Origin of the sequence: Citrobacter sp. MGH106, assembly GCF_001037495.1 — a bacterium.
Classification (GTDB): Bacteria; Pseudomonadota; Gammaproteobacteria; order Enterobacterales; family Enterobacteriaceae; genus Citrobacter; species Citrobacter murliniae.
In genome coordinates, this window is the sequence record NZ_KQ089822.1 from 4,121,340 (window position 1) to 4,136,390 (window position 15,051).

General features: G+C 52.8%; 13 protein-coding genes. 9 read left to right on the forward strand and 4 right to left on the reverse strand.

Features of this window, described 5'->3' with window-relative positions; translation table 11 throughout:
- Window positions 1–461: 461 nt before the first annotated feature.
- The 8 genes from SK36_RS19210 (at window position 462) to fecE (ending at window position 8,621) form a co-directional block, all read left to right on the forward strand.
- Window positions 462–743 carry a YjcB family protein gene (locus tag SK36_RS19210; protein ID WP_048222420.1) on the forward strand — a complete coding sequence of 94 codons (282 nt, stop codon included), beginning with the start codon at window positions 462–464 and terminating at the stop codon, window positions 741–743.
- Window positions 744–895: 152 nt separating this feature from the next.
- Window positions 896–1,414 carry a ferric citrate uptake sigma factor FecI gene (gene fecI, locus SK36_RS19215; RefSeq protein ID WP_045438588.1) on the forward strand — a complete coding sequence of 173 codons (519 nt, stop codon included), beginning with the start codon at window positions 896–898 and terminating at the stop codon, window positions 1,412–1,414.
- A complete protein-coding gene (fecR, locus tag SK36_RS19220) occupies window positions 1,411–2,367 on the forward strand; it encodes a ferric citrate uptake sigma factor regulator FecR (RefSeq protein ID WP_048222423.1) in 957 nt (318 codons plus the stop codon). Before fecI ends, fecR begins: the two co-directional genes overlap by 4 nt.
- Before the next feature lie 94 nt (window positions 2,368–2,461).
- Entirely contained in the window at window positions 2,462–4,777 is a 2,316-nt protein-coding gene (gene fecA / locus SK36_RS19225) for a TonB-dependent Fe(3+) dicitrate receptor FecA (RefSeq protein ID WP_048222426.1), read from the forward strand.
- Window positions 4,778–5,002: 225 nt separating this feature from the next.
- Window positions 5,003–5,905: a Fe(3+) dicitrate ABC transporter substrate-binding protein FecB gene (locus SK36_RS19230; RefSeq protein ID WP_048222429.1), complete on the forward strand. Its 903-nt coding sequence runs from the start codon at window positions 5,003–5,005 to the stop codon at window positions 5,903–5,905.
- Window positions 5,902–6,900 carry an iron-dicitrate ABC transporter permease FecC gene (fecC, locus tag SK36_RS19235; protein ID WP_048222431.1) on the forward strand — a complete coding sequence of 333 codons (999 nt, stop codon included), beginning with the start codon at window positions 5,902–5,904 and terminating at the stop codon, window positions 6,898–6,900. Before SK36_RS19230 ends, fecC begins: the two co-directional genes overlap by 4 nt.
- Window positions 6,897–7,853 carry a Fe(3+) dicitrate ABC transporter permease subunit FecD gene (gene fecD, locus SK36_RS19240; protein WP_048222434.1) on the forward strand — a complete coding sequence of 319 codons (957 nt, stop codon included), beginning with the start codon at window positions 6,897–6,899 and terminating at the stop codon, window positions 7,851–7,853. Before fecC ends, fecD begins: the two co-directional genes overlap by 4 nt.
- On the forward strand, window positions 7,854–8,621 hold the full coding sequence (gene fecE / locus SK36_RS19245; RefSeq protein ID WP_048222437.1) for a Fe(3+) dicitrate ABC transporter ATP-binding protein FecE: 768 nt from the start codon (window positions 7,854–7,856) through the stop codon (window positions 8,619–8,621). It abuts the gene before it with no gap.
- A gap of 96 nt (window positions 8,622–8,717) precedes the next feature.
- Here fecE and ssb1 read toward each other — a convergent pair whose 3' ends face one another.
- Window positions 8,718–9,251, reverse strand: coding sequence for a single-stranded DNA-binding protein SSB1 (gene ssb1 / locus SK36_RS19250; RefSeq protein ID WP_045438572.1), 534 nt, complete (start codon window positions 9,249–9,251; stop codon window positions 8,718–8,720).
- Window positions 9,252–9,502: 251 nt separating this feature from the next.
- Between ssb1 and uvrA the strand changes: the two genes are divergently transcribed.
- Window positions 9,503–12,325, forward strand: coding sequence for an excinuclease ABC subunit UvrA (gene uvrA, locus SK36_RS19255; protein ID WP_045438569.1), 2,823 nt, complete (start codon window positions 9,503–9,505; stop codon window positions 12,323–12,325).
- A 42-nt stretch (window positions 12,326–12,367) separates the two neighbouring features.
- Here the strand turns inward: uvrA and SK36_RS19260 are convergent, their stop codons facing one another.
- The 3 genes from SK36_RS19260 to tyrB all read right to left on the reverse strand — a co-directional run bounded on the left by SK36_RS19260 (window position 12,368) and on the right by tyrB (window position 14,999).
- Window positions 12,368–12,718, reverse strand: a complete 351-nt coding sequence (locus tag SK36_RS19260) for an MmcQ/YjbR family DNA-binding protein (protein WP_045438566.1) — start codon at window positions 12,716–12,718, stop codon at window positions 12,368–12,370.
- Window positions 12,719–12,845: 127 nt separating this feature from the next.
- Window positions 12,846–13,559: an acid phosphatase AphA gene (gene aphA / locus SK36_RS19265; RefSeq protein WP_048222439.1), complete on the reverse strand. Its 714-nt coding sequence runs from the start codon at window positions 13,557–13,559 to the stop codon at window positions 12,846–12,848.
- Window positions 13,560–13,805: 246 nt separating this feature from the next.
- Window positions 13,806–14,999 carry an aromatic amino acid transaminase gene (gene tyrB, locus SK36_RS19270; RefSeq protein ID WP_048222442.1) on the reverse strand — a complete coding sequence of 398 codons (1,194 nt, stop codon included), beginning with the start codon at window positions 14,997–14,999 and terminating at the stop codon, window positions 13,806–13,808.
- Window positions 15,000–15,051 lie beyond the last annotated feature (52 nt).

Genomic DNA, 15,051 nt, shown 5'->3' on the forward strand with positions numbered 1-15,051 from the left:
CAGTATTAGCAACAGACTTCTCTATGTAAAAGTCTGATATTAGTTGATGATGATATTATTTTTCCGTAAGCCAAACTTAGAGTTTAGCTTATTCAGGAACAACATTATCCAGAAGTCGTAATGTTTTATGGGCGTAATACTGGCTGCATAAAAAAAACACATTAAAAAATTTAAAGATTAATTTAGGATAAAGATAACAGGCAGTATGAATGCATCTTATATTGTGAATACTTTATTATCTGCTCGCTCTCAATATAACCACAATTTTAGCATGGCTATAAGCCGACAAAAATAGCGTTCAACACTGGTGAACAAACGAGCATATGTGATATAGTTCACAAAAATCATGTAACAGAAACAACGTTTCATTCATGTAAATGCCCGTCGATAGCCAGAGAGCCACACCCCCTGTGAATCCCCCCGCGCTGTCCTGGGCATCAGATTTTCTGAGGACATTTTTCATGGCAACAATAACAACTGGCGTGGCTCTTCTGCGGTGGCAACTGCTCAGCGCGGTGCTCATGTTTTTAGCCAGTATGCTCAATATTCGGTTTCGTAAATCAGATTATATTGGTCTGGCTGTCATCAGCAGCGGTTTAGGGGTTGTTTTTGCCTGCTGGTTTGCGACCGGATTACTTGGTATCACTCTGGTGGATGTCTCTGCTATCTGGAAGAACATCGAATCTGTAATGGTGGAAGTAATGAGCCATACACCACCAGACTGGCCGATGGTACTGACCTGACCCCAATGAGCCTCCTGCATGGAGGCTTTTTATTACCCACAAAATCAGTCAATTATTCTCTCTCATGTACAAATTCCTCCGCCAACATTGAAATGATAACCATTCTCATATTAACATGCCGCCGTGATGATTAACTGTTGAAACTATCGGCCATGTCTAATCCTGCTCAGTGCGCCCCTCTCTCGTTTGAATCGTTGTACCGTGCGCATCACGGTTGGTTAACCCACTGGCTGACGCGAAAATTACAATCAGCATTCGATGCCGATGATGTCGCTCAGGATACTTTTCTACGTGTTATCAATGGTGAGTCACTCGCCGCCATTCGCGATCCAAAATCATTTTTATGCACCATCGCTAAGCGGGTAATGATCGACCTGTTCCGCCGTAATGCACTGGAAAGAGCGTATCTGGAGATGCTCGCACAGTTACCCGAAGCGCTGGCACCTTCTGCAGAAGAAAAGCAGTCTCATCTTGAAACGTTACAACTTGTTGACCAGATGCTGGACGGACTGAGCACCAAAGCCAGATATGCCTTCCTGCTTTCTCAACTCGATGGTCTTACTTATAGCGATATCGCGCAGCGACTGAGCGTATCGGTAAGCTCGGTGAAAAAGTACGTCGCTAAAGCCACTGAGCACTGCCTGCTGTTCCGTCTGGAGCACGACCTGTGAAAACAACACTTACCGATTCCCGTCGCCAGGCATTACGTTCAGCCTCTCACTGGTACGCTGTATTGACCGGTGAACGTGTCAGCCCTCAGCAGGAAGCCCGCTGGCAACAATGGTATGAACAGGACAGAGATCACCAGTGGGCATGGCAGCAGGTTGAAAATCTGCGTTGCCAGATGAACAGCGTACCAGGAAACCTTGCCAGTCGGACGTTGAATGATACCCGCCTGACTCGTCGCCATGTACTGAAAGGCTTGCTGATCCTCGCCTGTGCAGGAAGCGGCTGGTCGCTCTGGCACTCAGAAACAGGGGAAGGGTTACGCGCGGATTACCGGACCGCGAAAGGGCAAATCCAGCGACAAAAACTGCAAGATGGCACTCTACTTTCACTGAATACCGACAGCGCAGTAAACGTAAAATTTGACGATCAGCAACGCCTGGTACGCCTGTGGTACGGTGAAATTGCAATTACCACCGGGAAAGATGATCTACAGCGCCCCTTCCGTGTACAGACGCGTCAGGGGCAACTCACCGCACTGGGTACAGAATTTACTGTTACCCAACTGAGCGATGAAACGCATCTTAGCGTCCATCAGCATGCGGTTGAAGTGCGTCTTGCCAGCGAGCCCCACCAAATACGGGTGATCCAGCAGGGTGAAATGCTGGTTTTCAGCGCATCACAATTTGGTCATGTACAGCCGCTTAATAACGAATCAGCGAGTTGGACGCAAGGCGTGCTCAGCTTCAGCGACAAACCACTGGAAGACGTTATTACCACCCTCTCTCGCTATCGCCCCGGCATTCTGCGCTGCGATCCTGCCATCGCCGGATTACGTCTGACAGGAACTTTTCCATTAGAAAATACTGATGCAGTGCTGAATGCGATAGCCAAAACACTCCCCGTTAAAATTCAGTTTGTTACCCGCTATTGGGTCACTCTCAGCCCCATCAGTTAAACGATAACGAAAAAAATTATCATTTCTATTGTCCCTTTTCCTCTGGTCGTTCGACTTCATTAATGAAAATACAAAATAATATGATGGAGACGTGATGGCCTTTCATAACACAGCATCTCTGGGGATGTGGATTCGTTTAAGCCTGCTCCCGCTCGCCGGGCTTGCTTCGCTCCCTGCAATCGCGACACAATTTAATATTGCCGCAGGGGATTTAGACAAAGCGCTGAACCAGTACGCTACGCGCAGCGGTATTATTCTGTCGGTTGATGCCTCGCTGACGCGCGGCAAACACAGCGATGGTCTGCAAGGGGACTTTAATCTCGACGAGGGTCTGCATGCGCTATTAAAAGGCAGTGGCCTGCAGGAGAAATCGCTCGGAGATAACACCTGGACGCTGGAACCCGCCCCCGTTGCGACTGAAGACTCATTGACTGTGGTCGGCGACTGGCTGGGCGATGCCCGTGAAAACGACGTCTTTGAACATGCCGGAGCACGTGACGTTATCCGCCGCGATGATTTTATCAAAACCGGTGCAACGACAATGCGCGAAGCGCTTAACCGTATTCCTGGCGTCAACGCCCCAGAAAATAACGGTACCGGCAGCCACGATCTGGCAATGAACTTCGGCATTCGCGGCCTCAACCCACGCCTGGCAAGCCGTTCAACGGTGCTTATGGACGGCATCCCCGTTCCGTTTGCCCCCTACGGTCAACCACAACTCTCGCTAGCACCGGTCTCTCTGGGCAATATGGATGCCATTGATGTGGTTCGCGGCGGCGGCGCGGTGCGCTATGGACCGCAAAGTGTCGGCGGCGTAGTGAACTTCGTCACCCGCGCGATCCCACAAGACTTCGGTATTGAAGCCGGGACGGAGGGGCAACTGAGTCCAACCTCATCACAAAATAATCCGAAAGAAACGCACAATCTGATGATTGGCGGCACGGCAGATAACGGCTTCGGCTCTGCTCTGCTCTATTCCGGCACCCGTGGTAGTGACTGGCGTGAACACAGCGCCACCCGTATCGACGATATCATGCTAAAAAGCAAATATTCGCCGAACGAAGCCCACTCATTCAATAGTCTTTTGCAATACTACGATGGTGAAGCCGACATGCCTGGTGGACTGTCTCGCGCCGACTATGACGCCGACCGCTGGCAATCCACCCGTCCATATGATCGCTTCTGGGGCCGCAGAAAACTGGCCAGCCTCGGGTACCAGTTCCAGCCGGACAGCCAACATAAATTCAATATCCAGGGCTTTTATACACAAACCCTGCGTAGCGGTTTTCTGGATCAGGGAAAAAACCTCACGCTTTCGCCACGTTACTACTGGGTTCGCGGCATTGAACCACGCTACAGCCAGAGCTTTATGATCGGCTCTTCCGCGCATGAAGTCGGTGTAGGTTATCGCTATGTCAACGAATCAACGCATGAGATGCGCTATTTCAGCGCAGCAGCGAGCGGGCAGTTACCTTCAACATCCAGCCCACACGATCGTGATACCCGCTCCGGTACTGAAGCGCATGCCTGGTATCTGGATGACAGAATTGATATCGGCAACTGGACCATTACGCCAGGTATGCGTTTTGAGCATATCGAGTCGTATCAGAACAACAACATCAAAAAAACACATCAGGAAGTGAGCTATAACGCTCCGCTTCCGGCATTGAACGTTCTCTATCATCTTACAGACAGCTGGAATCTCTATGCCAACACAGAAGGCTCATTCGGCACCGTACAGTACAGCCAAATTGGCAAGGCTGTGGAAAGCGGCAACGTGGAACCGGAAAAAGCGCGAACCTGGGAGCTCGGAACCCGATACGACGGCGGAGCGTTAACGGCGGAAATGGGGTTGTTCCTGATTAACTTTAATAATCAGTACGACTCTAACCAAACCAATGACACCGTTACCGCACGCGGCAAAACGCGCCATACCGGCCTGGAAACTCAGGCTCGTTACGATCTCGGCAGCCTGACGCCCACGTTCGATAACGTATCCATCTATGCAAACTACGCCTATGTAAACGCCGAAATTCGTGAAAAAGGCGATACCTACGGCAACCAGGTTCCTTTCTCGCCGAAACATAAAGGCACGCTCGGTGTGGATTACAAGCCGGGTAGCTGGACCTTCAACCTGAACAGCGATTTCCAGTCCAGCCAGTTTGCAGATAATGCAAACACTGAGAAAGAGAGCGCAGACGGCAGCACCGGACGGATCCCCGGCTATATGCTGTGGGGAGCTCGCGTGGCGTATGACTTCGGCCCACAGATGGCAGACCTGAATCTGGCATTCGGTGTGAAGAACATTTTCGACCATGAGTACTACACCCGCTCGTATGACGATAACAACAAAGGTATCTACACCGGACAGCCCCGCACGCTGTACCTGCAAGGCTCGCTGAAGTTCTGATAAGGGTTCTTTTTCCGACAGCGACGTATACCCCAAATAATTCGAGTTGCTTGTAGGCGGCAACAGAGCGAAGCCCCTGGAGCTTACACAAGTAAGTGACTGGGGTGAGTAAGGGCAGCCAACACCCAACCAGCTTGAAGAATGACGGGTATAAACACTCATCTGGCCTGCAGGTACACCAATGCAGGCCAGAAAACACTGCGCTATCCGGCTCCGGGAGTACATATGTTGGCATGTTTTCGTTTTCTATTTGCAGGTCTGATGCTGGTAGCCAGCCACACCTTTGCCGCCACGGTTCAGGATGAACATGGCTCTTTTACACTCGACAAAACACCACAGCGGATTGTGGTGCTGGAACTGTCGTTTGCCGATGCGCTGGCCGCGGTGGAGATAAGTCCGGTGGGGATTGCCGATGATGGTGATGCGGGCCGCATTCTTCCGGAGGTTCGCGCGCATCTAAAACCCTGGCAATCTGTCGGTACGCGCGCCCAGCCAAGTCTGGAGGCTATCAGCGCCCTGAAGCCAGACCTGATTATTGCCGACAGCCACCGCCACGCGGGCATCTATAGTGCATTACAGCAGATCGCCCCGGTTCTGTTGCTTAAATCCCGCAACGAAACCTACGCAGAAAATCTGCAATCAGCCGCAATTATCGGGAATATTGTCGGTAAAAAAGAGCAGATGACCGCACGACTGGAACAACATCGCCAGAAGATGGCTCAATGGGCCGAACTTCTCCCGCAAGGGGCCAGCGTGGTATTTGGAACCTCTCGCGAACAGCAGTTCAATCTGCACTCCAGCGAGACCTATACCGGGGGCGTATTAACGGCTCTTGGCCTGAACGTCCCCCCAGCAATCGCGGGTGCGCCCATCCCCTCGATAGGCCTTGAACAACTCCTGGCGATCAATCCGTCATGGCTGTTAGTGGCACACTATCGCGAGGAAAGTATCGTTAAACGCTGGCAACAGGACTCATTGTGGCAAATGCTTGATGCGGTGAAAAAACAGCAAATTGCCGCCGTTGACAGTAATACCTGGGCCAGAATGCGCGGCATTTTTGCTGCCGAGCGCATTGCCAGCGATACGGTAAAGGTCTTTCAGCACCAGTCAGTTGACGATATGAAATGACTTACCCTAAACATCCAGCACTGTTGTGGGGTATTCCCGCTGCGGCGCTTATCGCTATTTTCTGGCTGAGTCTGTTTTGCTACTCAGCCATCCCTGTTTCCGGTATGGATGCTTTAGGCGCGTTGATCCCCGGCCATACGCTGACGCTCCCGCAAACGCTGGTCCACAATCTCCGCTTACCCAGAAGCCTGGTCGCGATTCTGGTGGGAGCAAGCCTGGCGCTAGCCGGATCGCTACTGCAAACCCTGACCCATAACCCACTGGCCTCGCCTTCCCTGCTCAGTATCAACAGCGGTGCCGCACTGGCAATGGCGCTCACCAGCGCCCTCAATCCCACGCCAGTGGCAGGATATCCACTTGCCATCGTCGCAACCTGTGGTGGTGGTATAAGTTGGATGCTGGTCATGATCGCCGGAGGCGGTTTTCGTCATACACAGGAGCGAAACCGGCTGATCCTCGCCGGGATCGCGCTTTCCGCCTTTTGTATGGCATTCACCCGGATCACGCTACTGCTGGCTGAAGATCATACCTGGGGCATTTTTTACTGGCTGGCTGGCGGTGTGTCACATGTTCGCTGGCAGGATTTCTGGCATCTGTTCCCGATTGTGGCGATAGCAGCGCCGGCGATCCTGCTGCTGGCAACCCAGCTTAACTTGCTGAATATAGGGGATAGTACCGCCCACACGTTGGGAGTAAATCTGCCGAAATTGCGATTTACCATCAATATTCTGGTACTGGCGTTAGTCGGTGCCTGCGTCAGCGTGGCGGGCCCCGTGGCATTTGTCGGTCTGCTGATGCCACATCTGGCACGATTCTGGATTGGGTACGATCAGCGCAAGGTTCTGCCTATGAGCATGTTGTTGGGTGCTACGTTCATGCTGCTGGCTGACGTTTTGGCCCGCGCCCTGGCCTTTCCTGGTGATTTACCTGCCGGTGCAGTGCTGGCGCTCATCGGCGCACCGTGTTTTGTCTGGCTGGTCAGGAGGCGCGGATGAGAACCTCCCTGGTGATGTTGATTGCGCTGGCTCTGCTGGTATTCGCCTCGCTGTCGCTACAGATGGGGATGATCCCTGTTCCCTGGCGAGCACTGCTGACTGACTGGCGTCCCGACAGCACACACTATTACGTGTTGATGGAATACCGTCTACCAAGACTGATTCTGGCGATATTCGTTGGTGCCGCGTTAGCGGTTTCTGGCGTGCTGGTACAAGGCATTGTACGCAACCCGCTGGCCTCACCGGACATTCTCGGCGTCAACCATGCGGCCAGTCTTGCGGCAGTGAGTGGATTGCTGCTACTGCCCTCGCTGCCAGCAATTTTTCTGCCGCTACTGGCATTTGGCGGCGGTATTGCAGCGTTGTTGCTGCTACGCATACTGGCCGATACCACGCAGCCAATGCGGCTGGCGTTAACAGGCGTGGCGCTTTCCGCCTGCTGGGCGAGCATGACGGATTACCTGATGCTTTCACATCCGCAAGATGTAAACAGTGCTTTGTTGTGGCTCACCGGAAGTTTGTGGGGGCGCGACTGGACGTTTGTAAAAATCGCGGTGCCATTGCTGGCGGTATTTCTTCCCCTTAGCCTGCGTTTTTGCCGCGACCTCGACCTGCTGGCACTGGGCGATGCGCGCGCGGCGACGCTTGGCGTGGCCGTTCCGCGCGTAAAATTTTGCGGGCTAATGCTGGCGGTGGCGATGGCCGCAACCGGAGTAGCCGTTTGTGGACCAATCAGTTTTATTGGTCTGGTGGTGCCACACATGGTGCGCAAAATGACCGGCGGTCGCCATCGCTGGCTGCTGCCAGTTTCCGCGCTAACTGGCGCTTTGCTGTTGCTGGTCGCCGATCTGCTGGCGCGAATTATCCATCCCCCGCTGGAGCTTCCGGCAGGGATACTGACAGCCATCATCGGCGCACCATGTTTTGTCTGGCTGCTTGTGAGAATGCGTTAAATGAAATTACATACCGAAAATCTGACCGTCAACTATGGTACTCGCCAGGTTCTGGACGGACTTACGCTCGCACTGCCGTCAGGGAAAATTACCGCACTACTGGGACCAAACGGCTGCGGAAAATCAACACTGTTGAACTGCTTTTCGCGTCTGCTCATCCCAACATCGGGTACCGTGATGCTCGACGACCAGCCAATTGACACCCTGTCATCACGCCAGTTAGCCCAACGTCTGGCGCTGCTACCCCAACATCACCTTACTCCTGAGGGGATCACCGTCCGGGAGTTGGTGAGTTACGGTCGCAGCCCCTGGCTTTCCTTATGGGGACGACTTTCTATCGGAGATCATTCCCGGGTCAACGTTGCAATGGAGAAAACGCAGATGCATGCTCTGGCAGACAGACGTTTAACCGAGCTGTCTGGCGGTCAGCGCCAGCGAGCATTTCTGGCCATGATGCTGGCGCAGGACACTCCTGTCGTGTTGCTTGATGAGCCGACGACCTGGCTGGATATTAATCATCAGGTCGAACTAATGCGGTTGATGGACGAGCTCAAGGCGCAGGGAAAAACGGTAGTGACGGTACTGCACGATCTGAATCAGGCGAGCCGCTATTGCGATCACCTCGTCGTGCTGGCAAATGGTCGCGTGACGGCGCAGGGAACACCAGAAGCGGTAATGCAGCCGGAAATGCTAAAAAGAGTGTTTAGCGTGGAAGCAGAGATCCACCCGGAGCCAATATCAGGAAGGCCGATGTGCGTGGTGGTGTAATACTTTCAAGGGCAGAGATTTGGGATGCAATCGAGCCGGACATTTTACGTTTCCCGAAACAAAAAAGGCCCTTTACGGGCCTTTTTAGCAGAATGCTTAGAACGGGATGTCGTCGTCAAAGTCCATCGGCGGTTCGTTAGACGGTGCTGCCGGAGCTGACTGCTGCGGACGAGACTGAGCACCGCCGCTAAACTGATTGCCACCCTGCGGCTGTTGAGGCTGACCCCAACCACCCTGCTGACCACCACCCGCGTTACCACCAGCAGGAGCGCCACCACCCTGACGGCCACCCAGCATTTGCATGGTACCGCCTACGTTTACAACCACTTCAGTGGTGTACTTTTCTACGCCAGACTGATCGGTCCATTTGCGGGTACGCAGCTGACCTTCGATGTAGACCTGAGAACCTTTACGCAGATATTCGCTGGCAACTTCTGCCAGTTTGCCAAACAGCACAACGCGGTGCCATTCAGTCTGCTCTTTCATCTCACCGGTCGCTTTATCACGCCAGGATTCGGAAGTAGCCAGCGTAATGTTGGCAACTGCGCCACCATTCGGCATATAGCGTACTTCCGGGTCCTGGCCCAGATTACCGACGAGAATCACCTTGTTTACGCCTCTGCTGGCCATGATCGTGTCTCCTGAAAAACGTTTCTTAATAAGTGTAAGCGCGGGATTGTAGCATTTCCAATAGCGCTTTTACTACGTTGGGAGGTCGATTCCAGTAAACAACCTCAGCCAGACATTGTTGCACAGACACCTGCGTTTTGCATTCCAATACTGTATATCCATTCAGGTTAGGTTGTGTCATAATTAACCGTTTGTGATCGCCGGTAGCACCATGCAGCCAGGCAAAAAAGCGTTTAATCCGGGAAAGATGAATGGATAAGATCGAAGTTCGGGGCGCCCGCACCCATAATCTCAAAAACATCAACCTCGTCATCCCGCGCGACAAGCTGATTGTCGTCACCGGGCTTTCGGGCTCAGGCAAATCCTCGCTTGCTTTCGACACGTTATATGCCGAAGGGCAGCGTCGTTACGTTGAATCCCTTTCCGCGTACGCGCGTCAGTTTCTGTCGCTGATGGAAAAACCGGATGTCGACCACATTGAGGGGCTGTCTCCTGCCATCTCAATTGAACAAAAATCGACATCCCACAACCCGCGATCCACGGTAGGCACCATTACCGAAATTCACGACTATCTGCGCCTGCTGTTTGCCCGCGTCGGTGAACCGCGCTGCCCGGACCACGACGTCCCACTGGCAGCACAAACCGTTAGCCAGATGGTTGATAATGTCCTGTCGCAGCCGGAAGGCAAGCGTCTGATGCTGCTGGCACCAGTAATTAAAGAGCGTAAAGGTGAGCACACCAAAACGCTGGAAAACCTGGCAGGCCAGGGTTATATCCGTGCGCGAATTGACGGTGAGGTGTGCGACCTTTCCGATCCACCTAAGCTGGAGTTGCAGAAGAAACACACCATCGAAGTGGTGATTGATCGTTTCAAAGTGCGCGACGACCTCTCTCAGCGTCTGGCGGAATCTTTTGAGACCGCGCTGGAGCTTTCCGGCGGCACAGCGATAGTTGCCGATATGGACAACCCAAAAGCGGAAGAGTTGCTCTTCTCCGCCAACTTTGCCTGTCCGATTTGCGGCTACAGCATGCGCGAACTGGAACCACGCCTGTTCTCGTTCAACAACCCGGCTGGTGCGTGTCCAACCTGTGACGGTCTCGGCGTACAGCAGTATTTCGATCCCGATCGGGTGATTCAGAACCCTGAACTGTCGCTGGCAGGCGGGGCTATTCGCGGATGGGACCGCCGTAACTTCTATTACTTTCAGATGCTCAAGTCGCTGGCGGAACACTACAAGTTTGATGTGGAAGCGCCATGGGCCAGCCTGAATCCTGCCGTTCACAAAGTGGTCTTATACGGTTCCGGCAAAGAAAACATTGAATTCAAATATATGAACGATCGCGGCGATACATCGGTACGCCGCCATCCGTTCGAAGGCGTATTGCACAATATGGAGCGTCGCTATAAAGAGACGGAATCCAGTGCGGTACGTGAAGAACTCGCAAAATTCATCAGCAACCGGCCTTGTGCCAGCTGTGAAGGAACACGTTTACGTCGTGAAGCACGCCATGTATTCGTTGAGAACACACCGCTGCCCGCCATTTCCGACATGAGCATCGGCCATGCGATGGACTTTTTCAACAATCTCAAGCTCGCGGGCCAGCGGGCGAAGATCGCAGAGAAAATCCTCAAAGAGATTGGCGACCGTCTCAAGTTCCTGGTTAACGTCGGTCTGAACTACCTGACGCTGTCCCGTTCAGCCGAAACGCTCTCCGGTGGCGAAGCCCAGCGCATCCGTCTGGCAAGCCAGATCGGCGCAGGCCTGGTGGGCGTAATGTACGTGCTGGATGAACCGTCCATCGGTCTGCACCAGCGCGATAACGAACGCCTGTTAGGTACGCTTATCCATCTGCGCAATCTGGGTAATACCGTGATAGTGGTGGAACACGATGAAGACGCTATTCGCGCCGCCGATCACGTTATTGATATCGGTCCTGGCGCCGGTGTCCACGGTGGACAGGTGGTCGCGGAAGGAACGCTGGACGACATCATGGCAGTACCTGAGTCACTGACCGGCCAGTACATGAGTGGCAAGCGCAAGATTGAAGTGCCGAAACAGCGCGTTGCGGCCGATCCAGAAAAAGTGCTGAAGTTAACCGGCGCACGCGGCAACAACCTGAAAGATGTCACCCTGACGCTGCCAGTTGGCCTGTTCACGTGTATTACCGGCGTTTCCGGTTCGGGTAAATCGACGCTGATTAACGACACGCTGTTCCCGATTGCCCAGACCCAGCTTAATGGCGCAACACTGGCGGAACCCGCGCCGTATCGCGATATTCAGGGACTGGAACATTTCGACAAAGTTATCGATATTGACCAAAGCCCGATTGGTCGTACGCCGCGTTCTAACCCGGCGACCTATACTGGCGTGTTTACGCCCGTGCGCGAACTGTTTGCTGGCGTACCGGAATCACGCGCGCGCGGCTATACGCCGGGTCGCTTTAGCTTTAACGTGCGCGGTGGACGCTGCGAAGCCTGCCAGGGCGACGGCGTAATCAAAGTCGAAATGCACTTCCTGCCGGATATCTACGTGCCGTGCGACCAGTGCAAAGGCAAGCGCTATAACCGTGAAACGCTGGAGATTAAGTACAAGGGCAAGACCATCCACGAAGTGCTGGATATGACGATCGAAGAAGCCCGCGAGTTCTTTGATGCCGTTCCGGCGCTGGCGCGTAAGCTGCAAACGTTGATGGACGTTGGTCTGACCTACATTCGTCTGGGTCAGTCCGCGACAACGCTCTCCGGTGGTGAGGCGCAGCGCGTGAAACTGGCACGCGAGCTGTCAAAACGCGGAACCGGCCAGACGTTGTATATTCTGGATGAGCCGACCACAGGTCTGCATTTTGCAGATATTCAGCAGTTACTGGACGTACTGCACCAGCTCAGAGATCAGGGCAACACCATCGTAGTCATTGAGCATAACCTGGACGTGATTAAAACCGCGGACTGGATTGTGGACCTCGGACCGGAAGGCGGGAGCGGCGGCGGCGAAATCCTCGTCTCCGGTACGCCAGAAACGGTTGCCGAGTGTGAAGCTTCGCACACGGCCCGATTCCTCAAACCCATGCTGTAATTGCGCGAATGCCGCTTCCTGAATCATCAGGGAGCGGCAAATTTACGCCAGCAGTTTGCGCTTATCTTCCGGCAGCGTGTTTACGGCCTGTTGCCAGGAGGCATCGACCAGATAGTAAATCTGAGAATCCGGTAACGAGCCATCCAGATATACCGTGCTCCAGTGCGCTTTATTCAGATGTCTGCTTGGCCTTACGTCACTATGCTGCTGACGTAATAACTCTGCCAGTTCAGGGCTGGTTTTCAGAGACACCGCCGGGCGACCTTCCACCTCTTTTACCATGGCAAAAAGCACATCTTCGACTTTAATTTGTGTGGCTTTCCAGTCACTGTGGACGCTCTGCTCCGCACCTGTTTTTGCCATGCAGTATTGCAGCAACTCCGAATTCGTCATTTTTATTCCCCTTACCAGCATATCGCCTGATGAGAACATCTTTTACTCAGTGTGCAGCAAGTCAGCGAAAGGTAAAAGCCAGTAACGCAAATTTGTTTAAAAAAACAGCAACTGAAAAAGCGGCTCCTTAGTACTCGGAGTTCACGATCACCTCTTCACCAAACCCTCCAGCCTGTGGCAACGGTTTATAGGTGGAGTTGGAAGCACGTAAAATGCGAATACCGCGAATACCGACCTCACGGGCCGCAGTGATGTCATTGTCGGAATCGCCGTAATACATACGGATGTTTTTATCCTGCAACCACTGCGTTTTGGTGTTCTGTCCGGGTTTGTCACCCGCGAAGATAACCGGATTCATATTGGCGGGTGGAATATGGAAGTTGTCGGACAGCGTTTTAGAAACCGTTTCGGTTTTGGTCTGGCTACGCCCGGTCACAAAAAAGATGCTGTCGCCGCGACGCACGTGCATATCAATAAGCTGTCGCGCCACTTCTTTCGGGATACTGAACTCATCCCAGCCATTATTCATTTTCTCCCAGAAGGCCGGATTCTTCAGGTAATCCTCGCTGTCCGGGGAGTACGTTTTTTTGCCACGCCAGAATCCCGGGCTGGAAAAGAGAACCGTATCATCAATATCAAATCCGACAGCCATCGGCGGACGACCAGTCAGACTATTTTCAATTTGTGCGACAGAAACCCAATGAATAGGAGCCTGCTCAGCAAGTTTTGCAACGTTAGTGCCTGGATTAAGCTGAGAGGGAGAAGAAACTAAAGCCTGGGCGGAATGGTTTAATGTGAACAATAAACAAACGGCACTCAGTGCCAAAGAAATCTTGCGCATATTTTTCCCTAATTAGTCAGTTAGTTATGATTTTTTTATTAACAACTGGTCAAAAAGCTATCTGACCTTACCCCCTGAGGGGGGGGAAAGGAAGGGCTTTATCTGGTTTTGTTACAGAAAAAGAGAACGATCACATATGAATAGAGGCATGTCACGTAGGCCAGATAAGGTATTTACGCTACCATCTGGCACACAAAACCTGATGGTGTTTCCATTATCTGACCTACGTGTTTCGGGAAAAAAATATTACATTACCGCAGCAAACGCCTTCGCCACGCGCTGAACGTTACTGTGGTTCAGACCGGCCACACACATACGACCGCTGGCAATCAGGTAAACACCAAACTCATCACGCAGACGATCAACCTGGGCTGCGCTCAGTCCGGTATAGCTGAACATACCGCGCTGTTGCAGCAGATAATCAAAATCGCGACCAGGGATCTCAGTATTAAGAACGTTGACCAGTTCCTGACGCATCGCCTGGATACGGGTACGCATACCCTCTACTTCAGCCAGCCAACTGGCTCTGAGCTCATCATCCCCCAGTACGGCAGCAACAACCTGAGCACCAAAGTTCGGCGGACTGGAATAGTTACGACGAACGGTGGCTTTTAACTGTCCCAGTACGCGACTTGCCGTCTCAGCATCTTCACAGACAACGGAAAGCCCGCCGACACGCTCGCCATACAGTGAGAAAATTTTTGAGAACGAATTGCCGACCAGAGCAGGCAATCCGGCGCTGGCAATAGCACGGATCGCGTAGGCATCATCATCCATTCCGGCGCCAAAACCTTGATAGGCAATATCCAGAAACGGGATCAGGTCGCGTGCTTTCAGTATCTCGATGACCGTATCCCACTGAGCATGAGTCAGATCTGCACCGGTTGGGTTATGACAGCACGGATGCAGCAGCACAATGCTGCGCGCCGGTAAGGTATTGAGCGTTGCTAACAGATCGTTGAAACGCACGCCATTGGTTGCATTGTCATACCAAGGGTAAGTACTGACTTCGAACCCGGCGCCTTCAAAAATTGCGATATGGTTTTCCCACGTCGGATCGCTGACCCACACGCCAGAATCAGGAAAATAGCGTTTCAGGAAATCAGCGCCCACTTTTAGCGCGCCCGATCCCCCCATCGTCTGAATCGTCGCTACACGCTGTTGCTGGAGAATCGGGTGTTCTGCGCCAAACAGCAGTTTTCCGATAGTATGGCGATAGCTATTCAACCCTTCCATTGGCAGGTACAGGGAAGCACCATGTGGCTTAGCATTAAGCCGCGCTTCCGCTTCAACTACGGCTTTAAGCTCAGGAATAATCCCGTCTTCGTTGTAATACAGGCCGATACTGAGGTTCACTTTGTCGCTACGTGAATCTTCTTGGAAACGCTCCATGAGCGATAAAATCGGGTCGCCAGCATAGGCGTCAACTTTTTGGAACACGCGATGGTTCTCCAGGTTTACAGGCAGGGGATAAAGACACAATAAACCGGAA

Coding starts and splice junctions, on each gene's coding strand:
- SK36_RS19210 (WP_048222420.1), top strand. CDS start 462: ATGGCAACAATAACAACTGGCGTGGCTCTTCTGCGGTGGCAACTGCTC.
- fecI (WP_045438588.1), top strand. CDS start 896: ATGTCTAATCCTGCTCAGTGCGCCCCTCTCTCGTTTGAATCGTTGTAC.
- fecA (WP_048222426.1), top strand. CDS start 2,462: ATGGCCTTTCATAACACAGCATCTCTGGGGATGTGGATTCGTTTAAGC.
- SK36_RS19230 (WP_048222429.1), top strand. CDS start 5,003: ATGTTGGCATGTTTTCGTTTTCTATTTGCAGGTCTGATGCTGGTAGCC.
- fecC (WP_048222431.1), top strand. CDS start 5,902: ATGACTTACCCTAAACATCCAGCACTGTTGTGGGGTATTCCCGCTGCG.
- fecD (WP_048222434.1), top strand. CDS start 6,897: ATGAGAACCTCCCTGGTGATGTTGATTGCGCTGGCTCTGCTGGTATTC.
- fecE (WP_048222437.1), top strand. CDS start 7,854: ATGAAATTACATACCGAAAATCTGACCGTCAACTATGGTACTCGCCAG.
- ssb1 (WP_045438572.1), bottom strand. CDS start 9,251: ATGGCCAGCAGAGGCGTAAACAAGGTGATTCTCGTCGGTAATCTGGGC.
- uvrA (WP_045438569.1), top strand. CDS start 9,503: ATGGATAAGATCGAAGTTCGGGGCGCCCGCACCCATAATCTCAAAAAC.
- SK36_RS19260 (WP_045438566.1), bottom strand. CDS start 12,718: ATGACGAATTCGGAGTTGCTGCAATACTGCATGGCAAAAACAGGTGCG.
- aphA (WP_048222439.1), bottom strand. CDS start 13,559: ATGCGCAAGATTTCTTTGGCACTGAGTGCCGTTTGTTTATTGTTCACA.